This window comes from Rubricoccus marinus, from assembly GCF_002257665.1.
GTDB classification, from domain to species: Bacteria; Bacteroidota; Rhodothermia; order Rhodothermales; family Rubricoccaceae; genus Rubricoccus; species Rubricoccus marinus.
Genome location: NZ_MQWB01000001.1, coordinates 3512755 through 3536688, shown reverse-complemented (window position 1 = coordinate 3536688; position 23934 = coordinate 3512755). Strand labels below are relative to the sequence as shown.

General features: G+C 69.3%; 26 protein-coding genes. 17 read left to right on the top strand and 9 right to left on the bottom strand.

The annotated features are described in order from the left end of the window. Window positions 1-225: 225 nt before the first annotated feature. The 3 genes from nusB (at window position 226) to BSZ36_RS15035 (ending at window position 2888) form a co-directional block, all read left to right on the top strand. Window positions 226-696, top strand: a complete 471-nt coding sequence (gene nusB, locus BSZ36_RS15045) for a transcription antitermination factor NusB (RefSeq protein WP_094550406.1) — start codon at window positions 226-228, stop codon at window positions 694-696. Between the two features lie 9 nt (window positions 697-705). After that, window positions 706-1374 carry a metallophosphoesterase family protein gene (locus BSZ36_RS15040; RefSeq protein ID WP_094550404.1) on the top strand — a complete coding sequence of 223 codons (669 nt, stop codon included), beginning with the start codon at window positions 706-708 and terminating at the stop codon, window positions 1372-1374. Window positions 1375-1559: 185 nt separating this feature from the next. Beyond that, a complete protein-coding gene (locus BSZ36_RS15035; protein WP_179271212.1) occupies window positions 1560-2888 on the top strand; it encodes a T9SS type A sorting domain-containing protein in 1329 nt (442 codons plus the stop codon). 53 nt (window positions 2889-2941) lie between these two features. Here BSZ36_RS15035 and BSZ36_RS15030 read toward each other — a convergent pair whose 3' ends face one another. Further along, entirely contained in the window at window positions 2942-3556 is a 615-nt protein-coding gene (locus BSZ36_RS15030) for a hypothetical protein (protein WP_094550400.1), read from the bottom strand. 150 nt (window positions 3557-3706) lie between these two features. Between BSZ36_RS15030 and ychF the strand changes: the two genes are divergently transcribed. Continuing rightward, on the top strand, window positions 3707-4801 hold the full coding sequence (ychF, locus tag BSZ36_RS15025) for a redox-regulated ATPase YchF (RefSeq protein ID WP_094550398.1): 1095 nt from the start codon (window positions 3707-3709) through the stop codon (window positions 4799-4801). Between the two features lie 74 nt (window positions 4802-4875). Beyond that, window positions 4876-5499 (top strand): hypothetical protein, encoded by a 624-nt coding sequence (locus tag BSZ36_RS15020; RefSeq protein WP_094550396.1) that lies wholly within the window; start codon window positions 4876-4878, stop codon window positions 5497-5499. A 111-nt stretch (window positions 5500-5610) separates the two neighbouring features. Here the strand turns inward: BSZ36_RS15020 and BSZ36_RS15015 are convergent, their stop codons facing one another. Further along, window positions 5611-5958, bottom strand: a complete 348-nt coding sequence (locus BSZ36_RS15015; protein ID WP_094550394.1) for a cupin domain-containing protein — start codon at window positions 5956-5958, stop codon at window positions 5611-5613. A gap of 62 nt (window positions 5959-6020) precedes the next feature. Between BSZ36_RS15015 and BSZ36_RS15010 the strand changes: the two genes are divergently transcribed. Next, on the top strand, window positions 6021-7547 hold the full coding sequence (locus BSZ36_RS15010) for a bifunctional 3-(3-hydroxy-phenyl)propionate/3-hydroxycinnamic acid hydroxylase (RefSeq protein ID WP_094550392.1): 1527 nt from the start codon (window positions 6021-6023) through the stop codon (window positions 7545-7547). An 18-nt stretch (window positions 7548-7565) separates the two neighbouring features. Here BSZ36_RS15010 and BSZ36_RS15005 read toward each other — a convergent pair whose 3' ends face one another. Beyond that, complete coding sequence (locus BSZ36_RS15005) at window positions 7566-8618, bottom strand: saccharopine dehydrogenase family protein (protein ID WP_094550390.1); 1053 nt, start codon at window positions 8616-8618, stop codon at window positions 7566-7568. Window positions 8619-8789: 171 nt separating this feature from the next. On the opposite strand from BSZ36_RS15005, the gene BSZ36_RS15000 reads away from it, so the two are divergent. Then, entirely contained in the window at window positions 8790-9392 is a 603-nt protein-coding gene (locus BSZ36_RS15000) for a M23 family metallopeptidase (RefSeq protein WP_179271211.1), read from the top strand. Window positions 9393-9444: 52 nt separating this feature from the next. Continuing rightward, window positions 9445-10104: a M23 family metallopeptidase gene (locus BSZ36_RS14995; RefSeq protein WP_094550385.1), complete on the top strand. Its 660-nt coding sequence runs from the start codon at window positions 9445-9447 to the stop codon at window positions 10102-10104. Window positions 10105-10148: 44 nt separating this feature from the next. Here BSZ36_RS14995 and BSZ36_RS14990 read toward each other — a convergent pair whose 3' ends face one another. After that, window positions 10149-10424: a hypothetical protein gene (locus BSZ36_RS14990; protein WP_179271210.1), complete on the bottom strand. Its 276-nt coding sequence runs from the start codon at window positions 10422-10424 to the stop codon at window positions 10149-10151. Window positions 10425-10739: 315 nt separating this feature from the next. On the opposite strand from BSZ36_RS14990, the gene thyA reads away from it, so the two are divergent. The 3 genes from thyA (at window position 10740) to BSZ36_RS14975 (ending at window position 14168) form a co-directional block, all read left to right on the top strand. Further along, window positions 10740-11675, top strand: a complete 936-nt coding sequence (thyA, locus tag BSZ36_RS14985; RefSeq protein ID WP_094550382.1) for a thymidylate synthase — start codon at window positions 10740-10742, stop codon at window positions 11673-11675. Beyond that, a complete protein-coding gene (locus BSZ36_RS14980; protein WP_094550380.1) occupies window positions 11672-12289 on the top strand; it encodes a dihydrofolate reductase in 618 nt (205 codons plus the stop codon). Before thyA ends, BSZ36_RS14980 begins: the two co-directional genes overlap by 4 nt. A gap of 70 nt (window positions 12290-12359) precedes the next feature. After that, on the top strand, window positions 12360-14168 hold the full coding sequence (locus tag BSZ36_RS14975; protein WP_094550378.1) for an MFS domain-containing histidine kinase: 1809 nt from the start codon (window positions 12360-12362) through the stop codon (window positions 14166-14168). Here the strand turns inward: BSZ36_RS14975 and BSZ36_RS14970 are convergent. Both BSZ36_RS14970 and BSZ36_RS14965 read right to left on the bottom strand, forming a co-directional pair. Next, window positions 14140-15237: an endonuclease gene (locus BSZ36_RS14970; protein ID WP_094550376.1), complete on the bottom strand. Its 1098-nt coding sequence runs from the start codon at window positions 15235-15237 to the stop codon at window positions 14140-14142. The two genes, BSZ36_RS14975 and BSZ36_RS14970, sit on opposite strands and share 29 nt — an antisense overlap. Before the next feature lie 100 nt (window positions 15238-15337). Then, window positions 15338-15676, bottom strand: a complete 339-nt coding sequence (locus BSZ36_RS14965; protein WP_094550374.1) for a peptide chain release factor family protein — start codon at window positions 15674-15676, stop codon at window positions 15338-15340. A gap of 93 nt (window positions 15677-15769) precedes the next feature. On the opposite strand from BSZ36_RS14965, the gene BSZ36_RS14960 reads away from it, so the two are divergent. Beyond that, the gene (locus BSZ36_RS14960) at window positions 15770-16246 is read left to right on the top strand and encodes a sterol desaturase family protein (RefSeq protein ID WP_143536920.1); all 477 of its coding nucleotides are present in this window, start codon (window positions 15770-15772) and stop codon (window positions 16244-16246) included. Window positions 16247-16310: 64 nt separating this feature from the next. Here the strand turns inward: BSZ36_RS14960 and BSZ36_RS14955 are convergent, their stop codons facing one another. From BSZ36_RS14955 to BSZ36_RS14945, 3 genes are all read right to left on the bottom strand, one after another. Continuing rightward, the gene (locus BSZ36_RS14955; protein ID WP_094550370.1) at window positions 16311-17081 is read right to left on the bottom strand and encodes a lysophospholipid acyltransferase family protein; all 771 of its coding nucleotides are present in this window, start codon (window positions 17079-17081) and stop codon (window positions 16311-16313) included. A 148-nt stretch (window positions 17082-17229) separates the two neighbouring features. Next, window positions 17230-18189: an aminotransferase class IV gene (locus BSZ36_RS14950; protein ID WP_218827694.1), complete on the bottom strand. Its 960-nt coding sequence runs from the start codon at window positions 18187-18189 to the stop codon at window positions 17230-17232. A 60-nt stretch (window positions 18190-18249) separates the two neighbouring features. Beyond that, entirely contained in the window at window positions 18250-19326 is a 1077-nt protein-coding gene (locus BSZ36_RS14945; RefSeq protein ID WP_094550365.1) for a DUF1028 domain-containing protein, read from the bottom strand. Between the two features lie 36 nt (window positions 19327-19362). On the opposite strand from BSZ36_RS14945, the gene BSZ36_RS14940 reads away from it, so the two are divergent. The 5 genes from BSZ36_RS14940 (at window position 19363) to tatC (ending at window position 23923) form a co-directional block, all read left to right on the top strand. Next, window positions 19363-20040 (top strand): DUF4159 domain-containing protein, encoded by a 678-nt coding sequence (locus tag BSZ36_RS14940; protein ID WP_094550363.1) that lies wholly within the window; start codon window positions 19363-19365, stop codon window positions 20038-20040. Window positions 20041-20162: 122 nt separating this feature from the next. After that, window positions 20163-20561: a hypothetical protein gene (locus BSZ36_RS14935; protein ID WP_094550361.1), complete on the top strand. Its 399-nt coding sequence runs from the start codon at window positions 20163-20165 to the stop codon at window positions 20559-20561. 166 nt (window positions 20562-20727) lie between these two features. Further along, window positions 20728-22056 (top strand): serine hydroxymethyltransferase, encoded by a 1329-nt coding sequence (gene glyA, locus BSZ36_RS14930; RefSeq protein WP_094550359.1) that lies wholly within the window; start codon window positions 20728-20730, stop codon window positions 22054-22056. A gap of 303 nt (window positions 22057-22359) precedes the next feature. After that, on the top strand, window positions 22360-22980 hold the full coding sequence (locus BSZ36_RS14925) for an orotate phosphoribosyltransferase (RefSeq protein WP_094550357.1): 621 nt from the start codon (window positions 22360-22362) through the stop codon (window positions 22978-22980). 4 nt (window positions 22981-22984) lie between these two features. Beyond that, entirely contained in the window at window positions 22985-23923 is a 939-nt protein-coding gene (gene tatC, locus BSZ36_RS14920; RefSeq protein WP_218827693.1) for a twin-arginine translocase subunit TatC, read from the top strand. Window positions 23924-23934 lie beyond the last annotated feature (11 nt).

Here is a 23934-nt window from a genome sequence, read left to right as displayed (position 1 = left end):
GAGAGCGCGGCGTTTCGCCTCTAGACCCTCGCCGCTGGCGGACCTAACTCCGTACGTCCCGCCGCTGGCCTCTGGCGCGCCGCGCTGGCGACACGGACCCTACGCCCGGCAACGCCAGGGCCCCGCTTCTCCGCCTCTTCCCCCTAGGCGCGGACGGCGGCGGTCTATCTTCGCTGTCCCGCTTCGGCGGGGTTCTTCTCCCTCGCTTTCGTTCTCTCTCTTCTCATGAGCACTCGTCGCCAGGTTCGCGAGCGCGTCCTTCAAGCCCTCTACGCGCAAGAGGTCAGCGGGGACTCGGTAGAGCACATCCTGAACACGCTCATCCGGCCCATTTTCAAGGGCGAGAAGACTTATATCCGCTTCGCGGAGAAGCTCCTCCTCCGGGGCCTGGACGTCCGCGAGGAAGCGGACGCGCTCCTGGACAAGCACGTCCAGAACTGGGAGATCTCGCGCCTCGCGCTTACGGACCGGCTGGTTCTGCGCATGGCCGTCGCGGAGATGATCCACTTTGACGACATCCCGCCAAAGGTGACCATCAACGAGGCCGTGGACCTCGCGCGGATCTTCGGCAGCGAGAAGAGCCCCAGCTTCGTCAACGGCGTGCTGGACGCGATCCTGAACGAACTGCGCGAGACCGACCGCCTATCCAAGAAAGGCCGTGGGCTCATCAACACGAGCACCAAGACGGGCGAGTAGCCGACAGACGTGGCGCTGTACGCAATCGGAGACATCCACGGCTGCCTCGGCACGCTCGACGCGCTGCTGGACCGCCTCGCCCTCACGCCAGAGGACCACGTCGTGTTTATCGGCGACTACATCGACCGCGGGCCGGACTCCTACGGTGTGATCGAGCGGATGATGGCGCTCCGCGATGCGGCGGCCTCTGGCGACGGCCCGGCCTGCACGTTTATCCGCGGCAACCACGACCAGATGCTGCTGGACTGGGCCGACGCCAAGCCTGGCGCCTACGACCTCTGGAGCGCCAACGGCGGCCTGGAAACGCTCATGTCTTACCCGGACACCCGCGTTCCCCCGGAGCACTTCGCGTTCTACCGCGCGACCGTCCTCGCGGCCGAGATCGACGGCTTCGCGTTCGTCCACGCAGGCTTCCTTCCCGGCGAGTCCATCGAGGAGCAGCTAGAGGAGCCGAACCCCGACGTGGTGCTGTGGACGCGGAAGCACCTGAACGCGGACCTCTCGGCGTGGGACATCCCCGTCGTGTGCGGGCATACGCCCGTTTCGCAGCCTCTCTCGGAGGAGATGCTCATCGCCATCGACACCGGCGCCGTCTACGCGCACCGGCCGGACCTGGGGAAGCTGACGGCGGTGCGGCTCCCAGAGCGGGAGTTCATATCGGTCCCGTACCAGCGGTAGGGAGCACTAGCTAGCGGGGTGGCCTCTGGCGCCAGAGGCCCGGAACGTGAAGCCGAGGAATGGGGGTGGGGCCTATTTGTGCGGCCATTCCGCCCTGTACTTTCGCTCTACCGTCACCCACGAGAGACCATGCCATGCATCGATCCTGCCCACCAACCGCAGCGGTAGCCCTGCTCGGGTGCCTGATGGCCCTGGCCGTTCTTCCGGCCTCTCAGGCGCAAGAGGCGTCGTTTAAAGGGCTGGGGCATCTGCCGGGAGGCGCTTTTGACTCCAAGGGCTACTCCGTCTCCGCAGAGGGTTCGGTCGTCGTCGGGGAAAGCTCATCGTCCAGCGGGGACGAGGCGTTTTTGTGGACGGAAGGCGGCGGGATGATCGGGTTGGGGGATCTGCCCGGTGGCGCGTTCGCCTCTCGCGCCGATGCGGTCTCGGCGGACGGAGGCATAGTTGCGGGGCAGAGCGCATCCGCAAACGGAACAGAGGCCTTCGTCTGGACCGACGCCAACGGAATGGTCGGCATCGGGGACCTGCCGGGCGGCTTCTTCTTCTCCCGCGCCACGGCCATGACCGCCGATGGCGTGGTTGTCGTGGGGGAGAGCAACGGGGACAAGGGGTTTGAAGCGTTCCGGTGGACCAAAGACGACGGGATGATGGGCCTGGGGGACTTGCCGGGGGGCTTCTTCTACTCCCAGGCCTACAGCATCTCGCCCGATGGACGGGTGATTGGAGGGATCAGCCAATCCGAGAACGGCCCGGAAGCGTTCCGCTGGACGGTAGAGGAAGGCATGGTGGGGCTCGGCGACCTGCCGGGCGGGACGTACTTCTCGGTCGTCTACTCCGCGTCGGCCTCTGGCGACGTGCTCGCGGGCTGGGGCCAATCAGACGACGGAATCGAAGCGTTTCGCTGGACGGAAGAAAGCGGCATGGTTGGTCTCGGCGACCTCCCCGGGAGCTTTTTCCACTCCGTCGCCCTCGCGGTCTCGTCCGACGGATCAGCCGTGGTCGGCTACAGCGAGGCCGAGCCGCAGGGGTACCGGGCGTTCCTCTGGACGGAAGAGGGAGGCATGAGGAGTATCCAGGAGATGTTAGAGGACGACTACGGCCTGAACCTGAGCGGGTGGAAGCTCAGCCTCGCCTACGAGATCTCCGACGACGGGACCACCATCGTCGGGTACGGCAGAAACCCGAGCGGGCAGACCGAAGCGTGGCGCGCCACCGGCCTCCAGCTTTCCGTGAGCACGCCGAGCGCCCCAGAGCCCGCGCCTCTGGCGCTCACCAGCCATCCCAACCCGGCCCGCACGTCCGCGCGGCTCTCGTTCACGCTCCCCGTCCCCGGCTCGTTCACGTTGGACGTGTACGATGCGCTCGGCCGGCGCATAACGAGCGTGAGCCGCGAGGCCTCTGCCCGCGAGGCCGCCATTGATCTCTCCACGTCCGTCTGGCCGTCTGGCCGGTATTTGGTGCGGCTCCAGGCCGGCGAGCACAGCGAGCGGCACACCTTTACCGTCGCGCGCTGAGCGCACGCGCCAGAGGCCTCTGGCGCCAGAGCCGCCGCGTTGCAGGCGCGTGGTCAGCCGCCGATACCGAGCGATAGCCCGCCGCGGATGGCCGGCTCGCTCGCGCCCACCTCCGCGAACACGACGCGGTTGGAGCCCAGTCGGACCTGCCCGCGCACGAACGGATCGAACAGGACGCTGAACGCGCGCGTGCGCTGCTCGCCCGTCGGGGAAAAGAACGGGATGTCGAACGCCGGGCCGACGCGGACGCCGGCGTCGAGGTCGATCCGGTCGGCGTCGAAGTCGCCGACGATCTCTAAGACCTGTAGCAGGCGGATGCTGCCCCCGACGCCCAGCCCGAGGCGGAGCTGCCCGCCCTGGCCGGTAAACTTGGGGTCGTAGTCGATGTAGAGCGCAGCCTCTTGCGTGAACACGTTGAGCTGCGGCGCGGCGTAGGCGCCAAAGAGGCCGGGGCCGAGTGCGGGGCCGCCGTAGAGCCGGGGGCTGGACGACAGGCGCGGGACAGGGTCGGGCCGCGGCGGGTCGAGTTCCTCGTCCACAGGGTCGATGGGCGGCGGCACGCCGTCCCGAGGCGGGGGCGTGGGGAGGACCTGCGCCTCTGGCGCGAGGACGCCGCCAGAGGCCGAGCTGAGAGACAGCAAGAGGAGCAGGAGACCGAGGCGGCGCATCCCGCAACCTACAGCCGCGCTCGTTCAGGGGGCGCCCCATCGCGGCGCGTCCATTTCACCGCGAACGCGCCCCCTCGCGGCCCTCGCGAGTCTAGAATCGGCCTCTGGCGCCAGAGGCGCACCGTTGCTTTCCCCTTTCCGCATCTGAACATGGCACTCCGCGTCGGCATCGTCGGGCTCCCCAACGTGGGCAAGTCCACGCTCTTCAACGCGCTCTCCGACGCGGGAGCGCAAGCGGCCAACTTCCCGTTCTGCACCATCGAGCCCAACGTGGGCGTCGTGGCCGTGCCGGACCCGCGCCTGGACCGGCTGGCGGAGCTGGCGGGCAGCAAGCAGACCCTTCCCGCAACCATCGAGTTCGTGGACATCGCGGGGCTCGTCGCGGGCGCGAGCAAGGGCGAGGGGCTCGGCAACAAGTTCCTGATGCACATCCGCGAGGTGGACGCCATCGTCCACGTGGTCCGCTGCTTCGAGGACCCCAACGTGGTCCACGTCGAGGGCTCCGTCGATCCGCTGCGCGACATCGAGACGATCGAGACCGAGCTGATCCTGAAAGACCTGGAGACGGTCGAGAAGGGGCACCAGCGTGTGGCCAAGGCGGTCAAGACCGGCGACAAGAGCGCCAAGGCGGAGGCCGACTTCCTCGCGCGGATGGAGGCGCACCTCTCCGACGGCAAGCCCGCGCGCACGCTGGAGGTCACCAAGGAGGAGGGCGTGATCCTGCAGGGCTCGTTCCTGCTCACGGCCAAGCCGGTCCTCTACGCCGCGAACGTGGCCGAGGACAACCTGCCAGATGGCAACGCGATGTCCGAGAAGGTGGCCGAGCACGCGAAGACGGAAGGCGCCGGGTCGGTCGTCGTTTCCGCCGAGTTGGAAGCGCAGCTCGTCGAGCTCGCGCCAGAGGACCGCGCCGAGTTCCTGGAGGCCGCTGGCGTCGAGGAAGGCGGCCTGGCCGTCCTGGTCCGCGCCGCGTACGCGCTCCTGGGCCTCATCACCTACTTCACCGCCGGGCCGAAGGAGTCCCGCGCGTGGACCATCACGAAGGGCACCAAAGCGCCCCAGGCCGCTGGCGTCATCCACACCGACTTCGAGCGCGGCTTTATCCGCGCCGAGACGATCCCGTTCGAGGCCTACGACCGACTGGAGAGCGAGAGCGCCGCGCGAGAGGCGGGCCAGATGCGCTCCGAAGGCAAGGAGTACGTCGTCTCCGACGGCGACGTGATGCTGTTCCGCTTCAACGTGTAGCGCCAGAGGCGCTTCATCGCCAGAGGCCTCTGGCGTTAGGTTCGCGGCCCATCCCGCGCCGCTGTCGCTCCGTTATGACTGTAACGAACCGCCTGTACGTGGCCGCCCTCTCGGCTGCGCTCCTTTTCGCGTCCGCCACTCCCGTCAGCGCGCAGTTCGGCGCCTCTGGCGTCCGGCCCGCCATCGGCCTCGCGGGCGGTGCCGGAACGATGGGGCTAGGCGGACGGGTCGGCCTCGGCGTATCGGTGGACCGCTTTACGGTGCAGACGTACATGGCCGGCACGCTGGACGGGCTCGTTCTGGCCGAGGGGGACTCGGCGCAGTCTGCGTGGGTCAGCGGCTTTATGTGGAAGGCCGAGTTGGGTCCTTCGGAGGGGTCCATCACGGGCAACGTCGGCCTGGGAATCGCCCTCGGCTCCAAAAACCAGGAGGTCCCCATCACGGACGCGGACGAACTCGAACGGCGCCTCGCGCGCGGCCAGTCGACCAACGCGAACGTGGGCTTCAACGAGTTCTACCTGCCGGTAGAGGTCGGGGCGACGTACTGGCTGAACAACACCTTCGGCGTCAACGCGGGCGGCTATGTGGGCGTCCCACTCACCGGCGAGGCGTACACGCGCCGCGACACGAGCGAGGAGGTGAACCCGTGGCAGTGGGCCGCGCTCGTGGGCGTACGGATCGGCCGCCCCAACTTCTAGGCCCGTCGCCGCCTCTGGCGCCAGAGGCCTGAATCCAATGCGCCCTCCCTCGCATCGCGAAGGAGGGCGCGTTTGCGCCAGAGGCTTCTGGCGCGACGGCGAACGCCGGGACTACTTGCCGCTGGCGTCGTCGCGGTCGTTGACCTGGGCCGGCGGCGCGGTGGCCTCGACGGCGGTCAGATCCTCCAAGACCTTGTAGCGGCGCTCGGCGCCATCGGGCACCAAGTAGCTGTCGCCCTCGCCGCACGTGATGATGTCGTCGCCGATGTGGATCTCGACGCGGCCGGAGACCACGTAGCCCAGCGTTTCGTACGGGCGGGTGTGCATCTCGCCGCCTTCGCCAGCGGCCTCGTTCCAGAGGCGCATGGAGGCTTTGGTGCCGCTGACGAGGTAGGTCTGGCCCATCTCACCGGTCGGGGAGGCGGAGGAATCGATTTTCTTAACGGACTGGTCGGCCATGGGAATGGGGAGGTAGAAGGGAGCCCGTCGAACCGGGCGCGGGCGTGGGGTGTTTCGGCGGCATGGAGACTTCCTCGTACAGCGTCGCGATCGTGGGCCTCGGGCCGGTGGGCGCAGCGCTGGCGGCGCTGCTCGGGGAGGCGGGCGTGCGCACGGTCGTGCTGGAACGCGAGACGGCGCCATACTCCCTGCCGCGCGCGGCGCACTTGGACGACGAAGCCATGCGCGTCCTCCAGGCCGCTGGCGTCGCCGACGAGGTCCGCGCCAGAGGCCGCACGCTGGACGGCTTCGACTTGGTGGATGCCAGGGGCCAAACGCGCCTCCGCGCACGCAAGGCCGGTGGCACGCGCTACGGCTGGCCGACCGCGACGCTGATCCACCAGCCGACCGTGGAGCGCCTCTTGCGCCAGAGGATCGCTGCGCTCCCGAGCGTAGACGTGCGGCTGGGGTGGGAGGTCGCCGAGATCGCGCAGGACGACGAGGGCGTCGCGCTCACGGGTGCCTCTGGCGAGACGGTTCGGGCGTCGTACGCCGTGGGCTGCGACGGCGCCAGAAGCCGCGTTCGCGCCGCGATGGATGTGCCGCTGGACGGCGGGAGGTTCGAGGAGCGTTGGCTGGTCGTGGATACGCGCCTCACCGCGCCTCTGGCGCTGTCCGACCGGCTGCTCCAGATCGCGGACCGTGAGCGCCCGTCCACGTTTGTCCCGTTCCCCGGCGACCGGCGCCGCTGGGAGTTCAAGCTCCGCGACGACGAACCGGACGCGCTCGTGACGCAAGAGGCCTGGATCCGCCAGAGGCTCGCCGCACATCCGACGCTCAGACGGGAAAACGCCTCTGGCGGGTCCGACTCCCGGCTCCCGCTGGAGATCGAGCGCGCGGCCGTCTACACCTTCCGCGATGTTGTCGCGCGGTCCTGGCGCCAGGGGCGGTTGCTCCTCGCGGGCGACGCCGCGCACCAGATGCCTCCGTTTCTCGGCCAGGGCCTCGGCGCCGGACTGCGCGACGCGTTCGACCTCGCGTGGCGGCTGCGCCTCGTGGCCGGAGACTGCGCCGGGCGCCGATCCGGGGGCGCCAGCGGCGCTGCTCTCCTGGACGGCTACGAAGCCGAGCGGAAACCGCACGTGCGGCGCGTAACGCGGCTGGCGGCGGCGCTCGGCCGCCTCGTCTCCGCGCAGGGCGCCCTCGGAGCGCTCCGCGACGGCGCCCTCGCGCTGGCCCACCGCACGCCTCTGGCGCCGAAGCTGCTGGACCTCACACTTGAAGGCATCCGCCCCGTGCCTCTGGCGACCGCCGGCGCGCACGCGCCGCGCCGCTCGCTCCTGCCGCAACCCGACCGCCTGGACGACCGCCTCGGGACAAACTGGGCGATCCTCGCGCGAGACCCAGCCGCGTGGAGCGGAGCCCCCGCGCACCTCCCCGGCGTAGGCCTCCATGTCCTCCCCGCGCCAGAGGCCCTAGGCGAAACGCTGGGCCGCTTCGATGCGCTCGTCGTGCGCCCGGACCGACACGTTTTCGGACGCTACCGCGCGGGCGAAGGCGAACGCCTCTGGCGCGATCTCGAAGTAGCGCTGCACCTCCGCGGCGCCTGAGCCGCTGGCGCCAGAGGCTCACACCACGTCCTCGCGGGACGTGTCTTCTGGTTTGAGCGCGAAGTCGGCTCCGAAGGTGAGGGACGGGGTTTGGAAGCCCGGCGAGATGCCGCCGCCCAGAACGCGAAGCGTGGCGCGAAGCGCCGTATCGGCCGTGAGCGAGTAGCCCTCGGGTCCGGCCCACCGGGCGACCACGCGGCCGCCGTCGCCGTCGGTGGCTTCGCCCCAGACGTAGGAGCGGCCTCTGGCGCGCTGTTCCGCGCTCGGCCCGCTCACGCGCGAGGACACGAGGCGGCGCAAGAGGCCTTGGACGGGCGCGGCCGTGAGGACGGGGCCGAGCCACCGGCTGGCTTTCATCGCACGAACGGCGCTGGAGGGCAGGGCCGCGTAGGTCGTGACGTTGGGGATGCCCGTAGAGTGGTAGGCCGTGCTCACGTCGCCCCACGGGATGGCCGTGCAGAGCCGCGGGCGCCCGTCGCCGAAGTCGGCGCGGATCTGGTGGTGCGCCGCCGGAACGCTCACGATGCGCCCGCCGATGCGCGCCGCGCCGCCTTCGCCGGCGTTCTCCACCGCCGTCTGCGCCGTGCCGTGCGAGGCCGCGCCGAGCGCGCGGATCGCGAGCTGCAACCGCGTGGCGCTGGGCAGCCTCTGGCGGAGGTGCAGCGCGAGGCAGTCCGTCGGGACCACGTCGAAGCCGACGCCGGGCAAGAGCGGCACGCCCGCTTCCTCGGCCTCTCGCGCGCGGGCCGCGAGCGACTCGAACACGCTGATCTCGCCCGTGATGTCGAGGTACGGCGTGCGCGTGCGGAGGCAGGCGTCGGCCATCGGCGCCGACGTGCGCGAAAACGGCCCCGCCGCGTGCAGAACCGCGCCGACCGAGTCCAGCGCCCGATCCAGGCCTCTGGCGTCGTCTAGCGAGACCGTGACGTGGTCCAGGCCCAGGCTCTCCGCCAGAGGCGCGAGCGTGGCTTCGGTGCGGCCTGCGAGGACGGGGCGGTGCCCGCGCTCGACGGCCAGATCGGCGATAAGGCGCCCGGTGTAGCCGGTGGCGCCATAGAGGAGGAAGGACATGCGCGATGGACGCCCGCGTGTGCCCTGTGGGTCCCTATGTCGCCAGAGGCTCTCGGGCGTACGCCTCTGACGCGGCGGCGCTCTAACGGCAGCAAAACGGCGCGGCCACTCTGGTTTTTCAGAACGCTAGATTCTTCGCACCTGGGCCTCCCTCTCCTGACCCCTGCCCGTATGCGCGCGTTTCTCGCCGTCGCCGTCCTCTGCCTGCCCCTTCTCGCGATGTCGAGCCGACCCGCCGCAGAGCGAACGCCAGAGGCCGGCGCCAGGCCTCTAGCGCAGGACACGATCCCGGTCGTGCTCACGCGCGACGCGCTTCGGTTTAGCGTGGACCGGCTGGTGATCCCGGTCGCGGGCATCGCGCCGGGGGACCTGGAGAACTCGTTCCGGTCGCCACGCTCTGGCGGACGCGTCCACAACTCCATCGACATTATGGCGCCACACGGGACGCCCGTCCTGGCGGTCTCCGATGGCGAGGTCACGCGCCGCACGCGCAACCGCCTCGGCGGCATCACGCTCTACCTCACGAGCCCGGACGGCGACTACGACTTCTACTACGCGCACCTCTCGCGCTACGCCTCTGGCGCCACGGTCGGGAGCCTCGTGCAGCAAGGCGATACCTTGGGCTTCGTCGGCACGACGGGCAACGCGCGGGCGCCGCACCTGCATTTCCAGATCCTCCACAAAGCCGGGAGGGGACGCGGAACGCCGGTCAACCCCTACACTGTCCTCAAGGGGAGCACTCTCATTCCGCGTTCGTCCACCGTTCGTGGTTAAGGGCTCGGCGCGGTCGCCGATACCCGAGATCCCTCAGCCGCGGCTCACCGGTATGCGCTTTCTCTCTGCCCTTGCTCTCCTGACTGTTGTACTCGCCGGATGCGCGGCCCCTGGCGCGGGCACCCGCGCCAACGGCTGGGCCGCCGCACCACGCGCGGAAACCGCCCCGGTCCGCTCGGGAGGAGGCGCCGTTCGCGTCGTGAGCAGCCGGCCGGAACGGCCAGCGCGTGCGCCAGAGGCCTCACGCCCGCGCGCCGTCTCGGGCTCTGCACCCAGCCTCGCCTCTGGCGCGCTGATTCCGGTAGAGGGGATCAGCGTGGACCGCCTCAAGGACTCGTTCCACGCGGGCCGCTCGGGCGGGCGCACGCACAACGCGATCGATATCGCCGCGCCGCGCGGCACGCCGGTCCTGGCCATCGTGGACGGCCGCGTCTCGCGCAAGCACTGGAACGCGCTCGGCGGCCGCACGCTCTACCTGACCTCGGCCGACGGCACGCACGACTTCTACTACGCGCACCTGGACGCCTACGAGGACGGCATCGAGATCGGCTCCACGGTCCAGCGCGGCGACGTGTTGGGGACCGTCGGCAGCACAGGCAACGCCCAGGGCCCACACCTGCACTTCCAGATCCTGCGCAAGGGCTCCGGCCGCGGCACGCCGATCAACCCGTACGAGGTGCTGACCGAGAGCGTGCTTTACGCCGGCCGGTAGCCTCTGGCGCGCCACTGGTACCGGGCGGCCCTGGCGCCAGAGGACTAGCCCGCCTCGACGGTCACGGCCGTGCCGTCCTGAAGGTCCAGGCGGATCGTCCCCGTGGCGTTGTCCATGCGGTAATCCGCGATGGAGTCGGGGAAGACCTCCTTGGGCGTGTCCATGTGGAACAGCGCGTCCGCGACGACGCCCCAGTCCTCGGGCGTGAGCGCGACGGTCGCGGTCGGCCCATCATCGCCGTCCTCGACGACGAACGGGACGTACTGGACAATCTTGTTGAGGTGGTTGATGGCTTGCTTGACGTGGAGGCCGGGATCCATTTTGGGTACGGGGTACGGGGTACGGGGTACGGGGTACGGGGACCGGAAGATCGCGGTACCGCGTGCCTCTGGCGCCAGAACGTGATGCGGACTGCGTGATGCGTGAGGGAAACCAGGCGGGCCTCTGGCGTCCGGGGGGCAAGCGGGGCAGCTTTACCCAGAACCCAGAACCCAGAACCCAGAGCCCAGAACCCGCGCGAGGCACCCCGCCAGAGGCCCGCATCCCTCCATCCCTTTCCATCCCGCATCCCTCAAAATCGCCTTGCGCCAGAGGCCGTGTGCTGGGACCTTGCGAGGCCGCCCCACGCCCGAGAGATGCCCGCCGTCGCAGAGCCCGAGACCACCACCACAGGCGCCGAGGAGGCCTACCTCGCGCTCGTCCGCCGCGTGCTGGAGCGCGGCGTGCGCAAAGAGAACCGGACGGGGACCGACACGCTCTCGTCGTTCGGCGAGCACTACACCGTCGATCTCGCCGAGGGCTACCCGCTGCTGACCACCAAGAAGGTCTACTTCTCGTCGATGCTGCGCGAGGTGATCTGGTACCTCTCGGGTGCGGACCACATCCGCGAGCTCCGCCAGCACACCAAGATCTGGGACGCCTGGGCCGACGACGCCGGCGACCTCCAGACCGCCTACGGCCGCTTCTGGCGCCGCTTTCCCGTCCCGGCCTCTGGCGTCGCGCTGGGCGACGAACGGTGGGCCGATGCCAGCCACCCCGACGTGACGCAAGAGGCCGACGGCTCGCTCTCGTTCGATCAGATCGGCTACGTGATCCGCGAGCTCCGCCGCAACCCAATGTCTCGGCGGCTCGTCGTCAGCGCGTGGCACCCCGCGAACGCGGCTGTGAGCCGCCTGCCGCCGTGCCACTTCGCCTTCGTGCTCAACGTGACGCCAGCGGCGGATGGAGGCCCGGCGTTCCTCAACGGGCACCTCTCGCAGCGCTCCGCCGATCTCGCGCTCGGCGTGCCGTTCAACCTCGCCTGCTACAGCTTCCTCATCCACGCGATTGCGGGCATGACCGGCCTGCGGCCCGGCCGCTTTGCGCACGCGCTCGTGGACGCGCACATTTACGTCAATCACGTGGACGGCCTGCGCGAGCAACTCACCCGCACGCCGCGTCCGGCGCCCACGCTTTCCATCGCGCCTCTGGCGGACGGCTCGCCGCGCGGCCTGGACGATCTCCGCTTCGAAGACGTCGCGCTTCACGGATACAGCCCGGACCCAGCCATCAAATTCGAGGTCGCCGTATGAACGAGTCCACTCAAGACACCTCCCCGCAGGCTGCGCCAGAGGCCTCTGGCGCGGAAGCGAGAGCCACGGCGCGCCCCGAGGTCGTCGTGATCGCCGCTGTGGCGGAAGCGCCGGGGACCGAGAGCGACCGCCTGATCGGTGACGGGCTGGAGCTGCCGTGGCACCTCCCGGTGGACTTCCGGCGCTTTAAAACGCTCACGACCGGCCACCCGCTCATCATGGGTCGCAAGACGTTCGAGAGCTTGCTCCACCAAAACGGCGGGCCGCTCCCCAACCGCGAGAACGTAGTTCTCACGCGCCACCCGACACGCGTAGACCACCCGGGCATCCACGTCTACGGCTCGCTACCTCTGGCGCTGGAGGCGTTCGCGGATGCAGAGCGGGTGTTTATCGGCGGCGGCGCGGGCGTCTACGGCTCGGTCCTGGAAGACGGCTTGGCCGACCGGCTGGAACTGACGCTCGTGGAAGGGGAGTTTTCTGGTGACACGTACTTCCCGCCGTACCGGCATCTGCTGGAAGAAAACGGTGGCCCGTTCGAGCTCGCGGAGCGGCAAAAGCACCCGGCGGCTGACGGACGGCCGGCTTTCCGCTTCGACACGTACGTGCGCCGATAAGGGCACAGAGCGGGGCGGGGTTTAGCTCTGCATGTGAAGGGCGATACCCCTAGGAGTATTCCCCATTTTCGTGCGCGTCTACCTCCCCATCTCGCTCAATCCCTTTCTGGGAGAGGCCGATCACGACGTGATCGTCTTGAGGACGTTGCGGCTGGCGCTGTGCCTGTGCCTCGGCCTTATTCCGGCGTTCGGGGTCGCCTTCGCCGTTGGGGGCGTGTTCGACGTGTTGTGGATTCGCGCGGTCGCGACCTGCGCGACCGGCCTCACCCTGGCGCTGACGTATTCGAGCAAGCGCGCCCAAGCGCGCCCACTCCCACTTTTGGCGGCCTATCTCGGTGGCTTGTTGGTGTGGATCGGCATGATGGCGTATTCCAGCCGCCTGATGCCAGAAGTGGCGGTAGGCTTCCTCTTCACGCTGTTCGCTGCCGGCTCGCTGCTCGGCGCCTCGGTCCGGAGGGTGCGGCCTCTGGCGTGGTACCTGGCGGTTTGCAGCATCGGGACCGTGGGGATAGGCCTCGCGGTGCCGAACCCTTTGAGCGATGTGGGGGTGTTCGTGCTGAGCGCCTCCGCGACGTGCATGGTGCTGATCATCATGGCGTACGCCCGCATCCGCGAACAAAACGCGCGGGAGGAGCGCGACCGGACGCTGCAGGAATCGGAGCAGCTCGCGCTGATGGGAAGCTGGAGCCACGATCTGCGGACCACCCGCCGCAAATGGTCCGACGGCATGTACCGCGTGGTCGGCATCCCGCCGCATCCGGGCGAGCCACCGCAGGTAATCGACTTCGTCACGCCTCAGGACCGCTCCATCCTCACTGACGACGAGGAGCGGCTGCTGCGAGGCGAGGCGATGACCGTGGACCACCGGTACTCCATCTGCCGGGCAGACGGGAGCCCGCGCCGCATCCATTCCATCGTGCGCATGATCACGCGGGAGGACGGGCGCCCGCTCCGGCTTGTCGGCGTGGCGATGGACATCACGGAGCAGGCGGAGCGCGAGGAGGAACTGGAGCAGGCCCGCGCCGCAGCCGAAGACGCGGCGGCGCTCCAGAAGTCGATCCTCGCCAACATGAGCCATGAGATCCGCACGCCGCTTACGGCCGTAATCGGCTACTCCCAGCTTTTAGAGGAAGAGGCGGGAGACGACCTCCGAGAGCTCATTGTGCCGATCCGGAACGGCGGCGAGCGCCTGCTCAACACGCTGAACTCCGTTCTCGACCTCGCTCGGATGGAGGCCGGGCAGCTGCGCATCAACGCCGAGCCTCTCGATGTAACCCAGGAGGTTCGAACGGTTGCGGGGCTGCTCCAGCAGCAGGCGGCGCGCCGGGGGTTAGGGCTGACCGTGGAGGCGCCAGAGGCCCCGCTCTTTGCCCTCGCCGACACCCACGCGCTGGGCCGGTCGCTAACAAACCTGATCTCGAACGCGATCAAGTTCACGGCCGAGGGGTCGGTGACCGTCCGCGTGGCGTGCGAGCGGACAAGCGTCCGCATCGATGTCGCCGACACCGGTCGGGGAATGTCGCCGGAGTTCCAGGCGCTGCTGTTCGAGCCGTTCCGGCAGGAGTCCACCGGCTCGGCGCGCAGCCACGAAGGAACCGGCCTCGGCCTCACCATCACGCGGCGCCTGATCGACGCCATGGGCGGCACGATCTCGTTCGAGAGCGAGGAAGGGATCGGGACCACGTTCTCGATCCTGCTGCCTGCCGCGCCGCCGCCAGCGCAGGAGCCCGCGGCCTGGATCGCGCTCCCCGCCGGAACGCGCGCCTCTGGCGAGGCGCCAGAGGTCCCTCGCCTGTCGCCAGAGGCGCGCCCAGATGGACACGGCCTCTGGCGAAATCCGCCTCCCGGCCTTACCGGGTCCGGACGAGCCGACGCGTAACGGTGCCCGTCTCCGAGACGACCCGCACGAGGTAAAGGCCCGGCGCGAGGCCATCCCCGGAAACGGTCAGGGTGGCCTCGTCGCCCGCGAGGGGACCCTCGTAGAGGTGCTTGGCTTCGCGGCCGAGCGCGTCGATGATGCTCACGCGCACCACGCCCCTGGCGACGACGCGAACGCGCGTCTGCGCACCGAACGGGTTGGGGCCTGCAAGCGCGAGCGTTACGCCAGAGGCCTCTGGCGCGGTCTCGTTCGCCACGACGGTAAAGAACGCCCGCCGGATCAGCGTGGAGTCCACGACGAACGGGTTGGGCGCCGGGGCGCCAGAGGCGGTGCGCTGGAACGCCGCGACGCGGTCCGAGCGGTCCACCTCCGCCTGGTCCACAGGGTCGGCGAGGTGCCACGCGTAGAGGTCCTCCTGCTGAGGCGAGAACCACGCGAGGTCCGCTACGTCGTCCCAGACGGTGGCCATGTAGAACATCGCGCGGGCGACGTTGCCCTCGTGCACCTCGCGGGGTTCGAATGACTGCCCACTGCGGAGCTCGCTCCACTCGTCGCGCTCGGCCTCTGGCGGGGCCGTGGAGGTCGCTGTGGAGCCGCGGTACCAGCGCGTGGTCTGCGCGTCGGGGATCTCCCTGAACGGGAAGTTGCCGCGGTCGGCGTTGACGCTCACACGCGTCGGGAAGAGGTTGTGGAGGTCGCTCTCGGAGATGTGGCTGCTGCTCCCGTTGAGCTCGGCGCGTGGGAACGTGTGCTCCTGGTTGATCCCGGCGTTGTTGTTGAACACGTCCTGGCTAGGGTCGCACGAGGGCTGGCAGTCGAACTCGACAAACAAGCCGGTGTAGACGCCGATCACGCCGTCCACGCCGTCCACCGTCGTGCGGTCCACGACCGAGTACAGGTCGTCGTTGTCCCCGGTGAGCGAGGACGGACGGTAGGCGGCCTTGATGGAGGCGCGCAACTCGGCGCCGATCTGACCGGGGAAGAGGACCTGCTGGTCCTGCGCCTCCGCGCCAGAGGCGGAGAGCCACAGGCCGCTGGCGAGGAGGAGAACGACGACGAAGCGGGGCATGGCGCGCGCGGTGGGTTTCCCGCAAGATGGGGCCACGCCAGAGGCGGCGTCGCGGAGACGATGGGAAGCCTCTGGCGCCACAGGCGCGTGGGCCCGGCCTCTACTCCGGCCGCCAGTTGCGGCGGTCCTTTTTCTCGGAGCGCTTCTTCTTTGCCTCCAACCGCCTCCGCTTGGAGCCCTTCGTGGGACGCGTGGCCTTGCGCACCTTGACGGGCCGCGCGCGCTCCTCCAACTGCTCGCGCAGACGCTGCACGGCGATGGACTTGTTGCGGAACTGGCTCCGGCTGCGCCGCGCCGTGACGACGATGCCGGTCGGGCGGTGCGTGAGCCGGACGCCGGTCTCGACCTTGTTCGCCCGCTGCCCGCCTTTCGTGCCGGCGGCGAGGGTTTCCACGTCGCAGTTGGCGAGGAGGGCGTCGGAGGAGAGGTCGATAAGCATGAGGCGGGCGCGTTCCGCCAGAGGCCAGGCGAGCTTGCAGCGGAACGGATGTGGGGGCGCGAGATTCTACCGCCGCGCTGCTTCTCTGGTCCCGTGCTCCGCTTTCTGCTCCTCGTCCTCGCCTCCTTTGCCGTCACCGAGGTGGCCGCCTACGTCCTGCACCGGTGGGTTTTCCACGGCGTCCTCTGGCGCATCCACCGGACGCACCACGACCCCGAACACGGTCACGGGCACGGCGTGTTCGAGGCCAACGACCTGTTCTCGCTCGGCTTCGCGGCGCTCTCGCTGGGCTTGATGTGGGTGGGCCGAGAAGCGCCCCTGGCGAGTGCGGCGTTCGCGTGGGGGACCGGAATTGCCGTGTACGGCCTGCTGTACTTCGTCTTGCACGACCTCTACGCGCACCGGCGGTTCATGCCCTTCAAGACGAAGAACCCAGCGGCCCAGGCGGTCAAGCGTGCGCACGGGCGGCATCACCAATCGTTTTCCCAGGAAGGGCAGGAGCCGTACGGCTTGTTCCTCTTCCCACCCAGCATGGGCCGCCGCATGAAGCGCCGCCGGGACGCGGTGTGAGCGCGCGCGCGAGGAGTTCTCGTCGCCCGCACTGTAGCACCAGGCCCGGGCGCCAGAGGTTGCGCTAAGCGCCAGAGGCTTCGGCAGGCACGGCTTCTGGCGCGGCGAGCGCGAGCAGGCGCTCCACCTCGGCGTGCGCGCGGGCGCTCAGCGAGCCCGCGTTCTCATCCGGCAACGCGTGGAGGGGCGCGCCGATGCGGACGTGGACGAGGCCGGGCCGGGCGGTCCGCGCCTTCTCGTCCAACAGCTGGTGCGTGCCGCCAAGCGCGACGGGCACGATGGGAACGCCTGCGCGGATCGCGAGGCGGAAGGCGCTGGGGTAAAAGCTCTTGAGCCGGCCGTCAAAGCTGCGCGTGCCCTCGGGGAAGAACAGCACGCTCTCGCCCGCACCCAGGCGCTCGGCGGACTCGTCCAGCGCCCGCTCCGTGCCGCTGGCGGTGCGGTCCAGGAACACGCACCGCGACTGCCGCAAGATGCCGGCCACGAGCGGCACGCGGCGCAGGCTGCCTCTGGCGACGAACACGAACGGCGCGTCCATCGCGAGGATCAGCGCCGGGATGTCCAGCATCGCTTGGTGGTTGGCGACGTAGACCGCCGGGCCGACCTCGGCGCCAGAGGCGCCCTCGCGGACGGTCCGCAGGCGGAAGCCGCAGAGCGTGAACACCACGTGGTCCCACCCGCGGAACCAGCGCCAGAACGTCCGCGCCGTCGGGCGCAGGCGCATCGCGAGCATCCACGGCACCCAGTACGGGGGCGTAAAGAGCACGTAGACGAGCATGGTCCACGCGAACCACAGGCGCGAGGCGAGCGAGCGGGGTGGGGTAGAGAACGACATCGCAAGAAGCTACCCGGCCTCTGGCGCGGAGGGATGCGGGATGGAAGAGGGATGCGGGTCCCACCTCTAGCCTCTGGCGCCAGAGGCTAGAGGTGGGGCGCCGAAAGGCGAAGCTCTTAGCTGCTATCCCTCCATCCCGAATCCCTCCCTATCCCTCCACCACACGCACGCCAGAGGCCTGGACTTCGGCCATGAACAGCTCGGTCAGGCGCTGGGTCATCGGGCCGACGCTGCCGCTGCCAATCGTGCGGCCGTCGAGCGTGGTCACGGCGGCGAGCTCGCCCATCGTGCCGGTGCAGAACATCTCGTCGGCGCGGTAGGCCTCGGCGAGCGAGTAGCGCCCCACGTGATACGGGATGCCATTCGCCCGGCAAAGGCCCAGGACCGTCTCGCGCGTGATCCCCTCGGGGCAGGCGTCGGTCGTGCTGGTGAGCACGGCGCCGTCGCGGACGAGAAAGACGTGCGTGCCGTTGCACTCGGCGATAAAGCCCTCGCGGTCCAGCAGCAGCGCCGAGTCGGCGCCAGAGGCGTTGGCTTCGATCTTGGCGAGGATGCTCTGGAGCAGGTTGTTGGAGTGGATCTTCGGGTCCAGGCAGTCCGGCGGGAAGCGCCGCACGGACGAGGTCGCGAGCCGCAGTCCGGTCTTGCCGTAGACGGGCGCTTTGAACTCCGCGAGGACGATGAGCGTCGGGCCGGCCTGGTTGAGGCGCGGGTCCATGCCGCTCGTGATTTTGGTCCCGCGCGAGAGCGTGAGCCGGATGTGCACGCCATCGGTCATGTTGTTGGCCTCCAGCGTGCGGCGGATCTCCTCCACGATGGCGTCGCGGCTCGGGATGTCCTCGATGGCGATGATGCGCGCCGAATCGTGCAGGCGCCGCAGATGCTCCTCCAAGCGGAAGATCTTGCCGTCGTAGAGGCGCAGGCCCTCCCAGACGCCGTCGCCGCCCTGCACGAGGGAGTCGAAGGGGGAGATGCCGGCCTTGTCGCGGTGGACGAGGTCGCCGTTGATGTTGACGATCAGGTCGCGGTTGCGCTCGTCGAACTGCTGGAGCATGTGGCCTCTGGCGGGTGAGCCGCGCCCGCCAGAAGCGGCGGGGCGGGGCGGCAACGTATCACCGGGCCTGGGTGCGGGCAACGGCGCCGGGTGCTCGGCCTCTGGCGCCAGAGGCTATCGGTAGCGGCCCTCGCGGAAGACCGCCCGGATGTCCTCCAGCACCTCGCGGTCGATGTACAGCGTCTCACCAGCGGCGAGGTCCACGCCCGACACCTCATCGATGCGGAGGTCGTAGTTCTCCCAGCCCATATAGTCCGTCAGGATGCGCTGGAACTCGTCGTCGACCACGCCATCCGCCGGTCCTTCGTACTGGAAGCCTCTGGCGATCCAGATCTCCTGGATCTCGCGTGCGATGGCAGGCGTGACCTCGGTCATGTTCTCCGGCTTCGAGTCGGTGAAGTACAGGTCGTTGAGCGCGTAGAGCCGCTCCAGCTCCGCCAGAGGCGTCGGGTGGTCGTAGACCGAGATGTCCACGATGGTGTCTGATCCGTCGTAGCCCGCGCCCTTCTGATGCACCACGAGCGCCGCGCTCTGCTCGCCGCGCTTGTCGCCGCCCGCCGCGCCGCCGGCCACGAGCGCCTCCATGAGCCGCTTCGCCAGAGGCCCCTCAGCGGCCTCGAACGTGCGGGCCATCGCCTGCACGGTCGCCTCGCTGACCAAGATGTTGCCCTGCGCCGCGTAGCCCTCGCCGACGATCATCGTCCCGGCTTCTGGCGCGAGGTTGGTGAAGGACTCAATAGCGTCGCCGCCAGCGGTGCCGCCACGCCACTCGAACGCGCCGGCGCCGGTCCACGTCGCCGCGCGGCCTCTGGCGTCCACCATGCCGACCTGCCGGCTCTCGGGGTCGGGGTCTACGCCGAGTTGGACGAGCATGGCTACGTCGGCGCGTGCGCCGCTGCGCATCAGTGCCAGGCCTTCGCGGCCGTAGTCCAGCCGCGCGAAGCTCTGCGTGGCGACGGCGCCCACGCCCGCCTCCACCCACGGCACGATCGAGCGCACGTTGGGAAACTTCGATTGGACCGCCACGCCGATCTCGCCCGTCAGCGTGTCCACGGCCACGATCGAGAACGTGGACACGAGCGAGTCGCCAGAGGCAGACACGGCGGGCGCCTCTGGCGGCGCGGAGTCGGCACATCCCGCCAGAGGCGAAACGACGAGGGCGGCGAGGCAGACCAGAAGAGCGAAGCGCATCGTTGGGGTGGAGTCACGGTCCCGTATTCTACGCTCATGCGATCCGCTTTCCTCGTCGTGCTCTTCGCCTCTGGCGCCTTGCTCGCGCCCCAGGCGCGCGCCCAGTCCGAGGGCGCGATCTCCATCGCGCGCGTCCAGTACGGCGGCGGCGGGGACTGGTACTCCGGGGACCCGCTGCCGACGCTGATCGAGTACGCGAGGCGCCACGCGCTGCTCGACATTTCGCCTGAGCCCGCGACCGTCGAGTTAACGAGCGACCGGCTGTTTCTCCACCCGTTCCTGTTCCTCAACGGCCACGGCAACATCGCCATCTCCGAAGAAGAGGCCGGGCGCCTGCGGCGCTACCTCACGTCCGGCGGCTTCCTCTACGTCAACGACGACTACGGCATGGACGAGGCGCTGCGCCGCGAACTCGCCAAGGTCTTCCCCGAGCAGGAACTGACGCCTCTGGCGGCGTCGCACCCGATCTACTCCGCGCACTTCCGCTTCCCGGACGGCCTGCCCAAGATCCACGAGCACGACGGCGAGGCCGCGCAAGGCCTTGGTCTGTTCCACGAGGGGCGCCTCGTCGTCTTCTACGCCTACCAAAGCGACCTCGCCGACGGGTGGGAGCCCGAGGGCGTCCACCCGGACCCGCCCGAGGTCCGCGAGCGCGCGCTCCAGATGGGCGTCAACCTCCTCGTCTACGCGATGACGCAGGGTGTGGACAGCTGATCTCACGCAAAGGCGCGCTCCGTATTAGAGATGAAGCCTCATCTCTCCCTCTCCGAAGCGTTTAAGCCTCTGGCGCCAGAGGCCGATATCTACGACCCGGGCCTCCTTACCCGCCTACCGCTATGCGAATCGTCCTCCCCATCCTGATTGGCACGCTCCTTCTTGTCCTCTGGTGGTTCAACCCCAACGAGGACCAGTTCGCCGTTTTCCTCACCGACGAACTCCGTGCCGTTGCGGGCAACGCGGGCGAACAGGCGGGCGAAGCTGCGGGCGGCGCCGTGGGCTTCCTGACAGGACGCCTGGGCCGTGCCGTTGGCGATGCGGCCGGACGCGCGGCGGGGCGCGAGGCGAGCGGGCTCTTTGAGCGCGAGAACTACGGCATTGCGAGCACCTATGAGCTGGACCTCAATGGCCGCCGCGAGGGCGGCGAGTGGGTCTTCCTCGGCATCGCGGGCCAGTTCGTGCCGATCAAGCAGCCGGAGGACCTGCAGACGCTCGTCCGCGACCAGATCGCGCGATAGCCTCTGGCGCCAGAGGCCACTGGGGCTCCGCGCGCAAATCGGTCGGTCTGCCCGCCCCGTTCTGTGGCGTGTTGAGGGCCGAGCCCTCCTCGCGTGAAACGGTCGCGACGGCGGAACCGCCAGAGGCTCCGCAGCCTACCTTCGGGGCACCACAGCACGCCCCGACATGCACGCGCTTCAGAGCCAGGATCCCGAGGTCTTCCAGTCCGTCCACCGCGAGGTGGAGCGGCAAAACGACGGCTTCGAACTGATCGCCTCCGAGAACTTCGTCAGCCCCGCCGTGCTCCAAGCGCTGGGCAGCCCGCTGACCAACAAGTACGCCGAGGGCTTGCCCGGCAAGCGCTACTACGGCGGCTGTGAAGAGGTGGACGTGGTGGAAGACCTCGCGCGAGACCGCGCCAAGAAGCTCTTCGGCGCCGACTGGGTGAACGTGCAGCCGCACTCCGGCGCGACGGCCAACCAGGCCATCTACCTCGCGTTCATGGACCCGGGCGACAAGCTCCTCGGGCTCGACCTCGCGCACGGCGGCCACCTCACGCACGGCTCGCCGGTCAACTTCTCCGGCAAGCTCTACGAGGCGCACTTTTACGGCGTGGAGGAAAGCGGGCCTCTGGCGGGCCGCATCGACATGGACCACGTGCGCGCCAAGGCCAAGGAGGTGCAGCCCCGGATGCTCAGCGTTGGCGCGAGCGCGTACAGCCGCGACTTCGACTACGCCGCCATGCGCGAGATCGCCGACGAGGTCGGTGCGATTCTGTGGGTGGACATGGCGCACACCGCCGGACTCATCGCCGCTGGCCTGCTCAACGACCCGCTACCGCACGCGCACGTTGTCAGCACGACGACGCACAAAACGCTCCGCGGACCGCGCGGCGGGATGCTCCTCGTGGGCAAGGACGCGCCCTCGCCCTCTGGTGCCACGTTCCGCAACGGGAACGCGAAAAGCACAGGCCAAGACTTGGACAGCGCCGTTTTCCCAGGGACGATCGGCGGGCCGCTGATGCACGTGATCGCGTCCAAGGCCGTCGCCTTTGGCGAGGCGCTCAAGCCGGAGTTCACAGCCTACCAGCAGCAGACCATCGCGAACGCGCAGGCCATGGCCGAGGCACTGTTGGAGCGCGGCTATGGCGTCGTGAGCGGCGGAACGGACAACCACCTCTGCCTGATCGACCTCCGTGCCAAGGGCGTGACCGGCAAGGACGCCGAGGCTTGGCTAGGCGAGGCCGACATCACGGTCAACAAGAACATGGTCCCCGGCGACCCCGAGAGCCCGTTCGTCACCAGCGGCATCCGCCTCGGCGCCCCCGCGATGACCACGCGCGGCTTCGACGCCGACGACTTCCGCCGCGTGGCGGACCTCATCGACCGCGTGATCGCCTCTGGCGGGACGGAAGCCGAGGCCGTGCGCGGCGAGGTCCACGCCATGACTGCCGAGCACCCGCTCTACGACATCGCCGACCTGGGCCTCGCGCCTCTGGCGCCAGAGGCGGCGTAGTACGGTCCTGGAGGACCTGCCCGCCGGAGAACCAGCCGACATGAGGGGCCGAGAACGCCACGGGGTGCGGCCTCTGGCGACGCGCGTTGTGAGACCGCGAACGACCCACCCGCTAGCGGCGTCGCGCCCGCGTTCCCATCCGGGCCGCCTCTGGCGCCGCGGCGCCAGGGGCACGGCGCTTGCCTGAATCCTCGGCGGGAGCCGTGGCGTACTTTCGTCCGCGCGGCCCCGTTCATCGGCTCCCGGAACGGCCTCATCGCTCCGGTCGACTTCGCCGCCCTGGCCGTCCGACTTCCCCCGACCATGCCCAGCGACTCCAGCTCGCTTCCCGAATCCGCTCTCGCTCGCCTGGGCCACACGCTGTACAAAAGCGCGCTGGTGCGCCGGGAAGACGAGACCATCACGGACCCCCGCGGCCAGCCCATCGGCTGGCTGCTGGACACCCGGACGCCGATGCTCGACGGCGAGGTGTTCGAAGAGGCCGGTGGTGTGCTGGCCGAACGGCTCCGCGCCAGAGGCATCACGCAAGTGGCTGGCTTCGGCTACGGCGCGTTCCCGCTCGTCTGCTCCGTCCTCACGCACGGCACGCCAGAGCGCCCGTTCAAGGGCGGCTTTATCCGCGAGAGGCGGAAGGCGTACGGCCGCCGCCGCTTGGTGGAAGGCCCGCTGGACCGGAACCGGCCCATCGCGCTGATGGACGACATCCTCAACAGCGGCCGCAGCGCGGCCCGCGCCGTTTCGCTCCTACGTTCCGACGGCTTCCGCGTGGCGGGCGTCGTCACGCTGTTCAACTTCACCTGGAGCGGTGGCCGCGCGCGTCTGGAAGGCGACGGCCTGTGGGTGGAATCCCTCCTCGAACTCAACCTCCGCGAAGGCGCCCGCGCGACCGGCGTCAGCGGCGACACCTCGGGCGACCACGCCTAAGCAGATGGCCGAACGGCCCGCTTCCGATTCCGCCTCTGGCGCCCTCACGCAAGAGGCCAACAGCAGCGACGGCGCCAACACGCCTCTGGCGCCGGTCATCGGCCTGCCCACCGGCACGGCGCGCAAGGACCCCTCGACGATGACGGCCGAGATGCCGTTCTTGGACCACCTGGAGGAGCTGCGCTGGCGCATCTTCAAGTCGCTCGGCGCTGTTCTGGTGTGCGTCCTCGGCTGTCTGTTCTTCGCGGACTGGATCCTGGACGCGATCTTGCTCGCGCCGACGCGGGCGAGCTTCTTCATGTACGAGGTCCTCCGGCTGGACTCCGTCAACGTGGAGCTGCAAAACCGGACCATCACGGGGCAGTTCTTCGCCTATTTCGGGACCGTCCTGGCCGTCGGGCTCATCCTCGGAAGCCCCGTCGTGCTCTACCAGGTGTGGAAGTTCGTGGAGCCGGCGCTGTACCCGAAGGAGCGCCACGGCATGCGCTTCTCGGCGGCCTTCGCGACGTTCTTCTTCGTGCTCGGCGCCTCGTTCGGCTACCTCATCATCACGCCGGTCGCGCTCCAGTTCTTCGCGCAGTTCAACGTCTCGGAGTCCATCACCAACGAGTTCGACATCTCGCGGTACTTCTCGATGGTCATCACGTGGACGTTCGGCGCCGGCGCGCTGTTCGAGCTTCCCGTCGTGGTGACGTTCCTCGCGAAGGCCGGGTTGGTGACCGCGGCCGTGCTCAAGACGGGGCGGAAGTACGCGTTCGTCGTCATCCTCGTGCTGGGAGCGCTCTTCACGCCGCCGGACCCGTTTAGCCAGATCCTCCTCGCGATCCCTCTGCTCGGGCTCTACGAACTCGCCATCCTCCTCGCGGGCGGCGTCGAGCGCCAGAGGTTGAAAGCGGAACGGGCGGAGGCTGCGGCCGAGGCAAAACGGCAGGCCGCCGGCTAGCCTCTGGCAAG

Excerpts from the sequence above, each read along its gene's own strand:
- BSZ36_RS14940 (WP_094550363.1), top strand. The coding sequence starts at position 19,363 with ATGCGATCCGCTTTCCTCGTCGTGCTCTTCGCCTCTGGCGCCTTGCTC.
- BSZ36_RS14990 (WP_179271210.1), bottom strand. The coding sequence starts at position 10,424 with ATGGATCCCGGCCTCCACGTCAAGCAAGCCATCAACCACCTCAACAAG.
- nusB (WP_094550406.1), top strand. The coding sequence starts at position 226 with ATGAGCACTCGTCGCCAGGTTCGCGAGCGCGTCCTTCAAGCCCTCTAC.
- BSZ36_RS14980 (WP_094550380.1), top strand. The coding sequence starts at position 11,672 with ATGAACGAGTCCACTCAAGACACCTCCCCGCAGGCTGCGCCAGAGGCC.
- BSZ36_RS15030 (WP_094550400.1), bottom strand. The coding sequence starts at position 3,556 with ATGCGCCGCCTCGGTCTCCTGCTCCTCTTGCTGTCTCTCAGCTCGGCC.
- BSZ36_RS15010 (WP_094550392.1), top strand. The coding sequence starts at position 6,021 with ATGGAGACTTCCTCGTACAGCGTCGCGATCGTGGGCCTCGGGCCGGTG.
- BSZ36_RS14970 (WP_094550376.1), bottom strand. The coding sequence starts at position 15,237 with ATGCCCCGCTTCGTCGTCGTTCTCCTCCTCGCCAGCGGCCTGTGGCTC.
- BSZ36_RS15015 (WP_094550394.1), bottom strand. The coding sequence starts at position 5,958 with ATGGCCGACCAGTCCGTTAAGAAAATCGATTCCTCCGCCTCCCCGACC.
- BSZ36_RS14955 (WP_094550370.1), bottom strand. The coding sequence starts at position 17,081 with ATGTCGTTCTCTACCCCACCCCGCTCGCTCGCCTCGCGCCTGTGGTTC.
- BSZ36_RS15020 (WP_094550396.1), top strand. The coding sequence starts at position 4,876 with ATGACTGTAACGAACCGCCTGTACGTGGCCGCCCTCTCGGCTGCGCTC.
- BSZ36_RS15005 (WP_094550390.1), bottom strand. The coding sequence starts at position 8,618 with ATGTCCTTCCTCCTCTATGGCGCCACCGGCTACACCGGGCGCCTTATC.
- tatC (WP_218827693.1), top strand. The coding sequence starts at position 22,985 with ATGGCCGAACGGCCCGCTTCCGATTCCGCCTCTGGCGCCCTCACGCAA.
- BSZ36_RS15000 (WP_179271211.1), top strand. The coding sequence starts at position 8,790 with ATGCGCGCGTTTCTCGCCGTCGCCGTCCTCTGCCTGCCCCTTCTCGCG.
- thyA (WP_094550382.1), top strand. The coding sequence starts at position 10,740 with ATGCCCGCCGTCGCAGAGCCCGAGACCACCACCACAGGCGCCGAGGAG.
- glyA (WP_094550359.1), top strand. The coding sequence starts at position 20,728 with ATGCACGCGCTTCAGAGCCAGGATCCCGAGGTCTTCCAGTCCGTCCAC.
- ychF (WP_094550398.1), top strand. The coding sequence starts at position 3,707 with ATGGCACTCCGCGTCGGCATCGTCGGGCTCCCCAACGTGGGCAAGTCC.
- BSZ36_RS14935 (WP_094550361.1), top strand. The coding sequence starts at position 20,163 with ATGCGAATCGTCCTCCCCATCCTGATTGGCACGCTCCTTCTTGTCCTC.
- BSZ36_RS14945 (WP_094550365.1), bottom strand. The coding sequence starts at position 19,326 with ATGCGCTTCGCTCTTCTGGTCTGCCTCGCCGCCCTCGTCGTTTCGCCT.
- BSZ36_RS14965 (WP_094550374.1), bottom strand. The coding sequence starts at position 15,676 with ATGCTTATCGACCTCTCCTCCGACGCCCTCCTCGCCAACTGCGACGTG.
- BSZ36_RS14995 (WP_094550385.1), top strand. The coding sequence starts at position 9,445 with ATGCGCTTTCTCTCTGCCCTTGCTCTCCTGACTGTTGTACTCGCCGGA.
- BSZ36_RS15035 (WP_179271212.1), top strand. The coding sequence starts at position 1,560 with ATGGCCCTGGCCGTTCTTCCGGCCTCTCAGGCGCAAGAGGCGTCGTTT.
- BSZ36_RS14925 (WP_094550357.1), top strand. The coding sequence starts at position 22,360 with ATGCCCAGCGACTCCAGCTCGCTTCCCGAATCCGCTCTCGCTCGCCTG.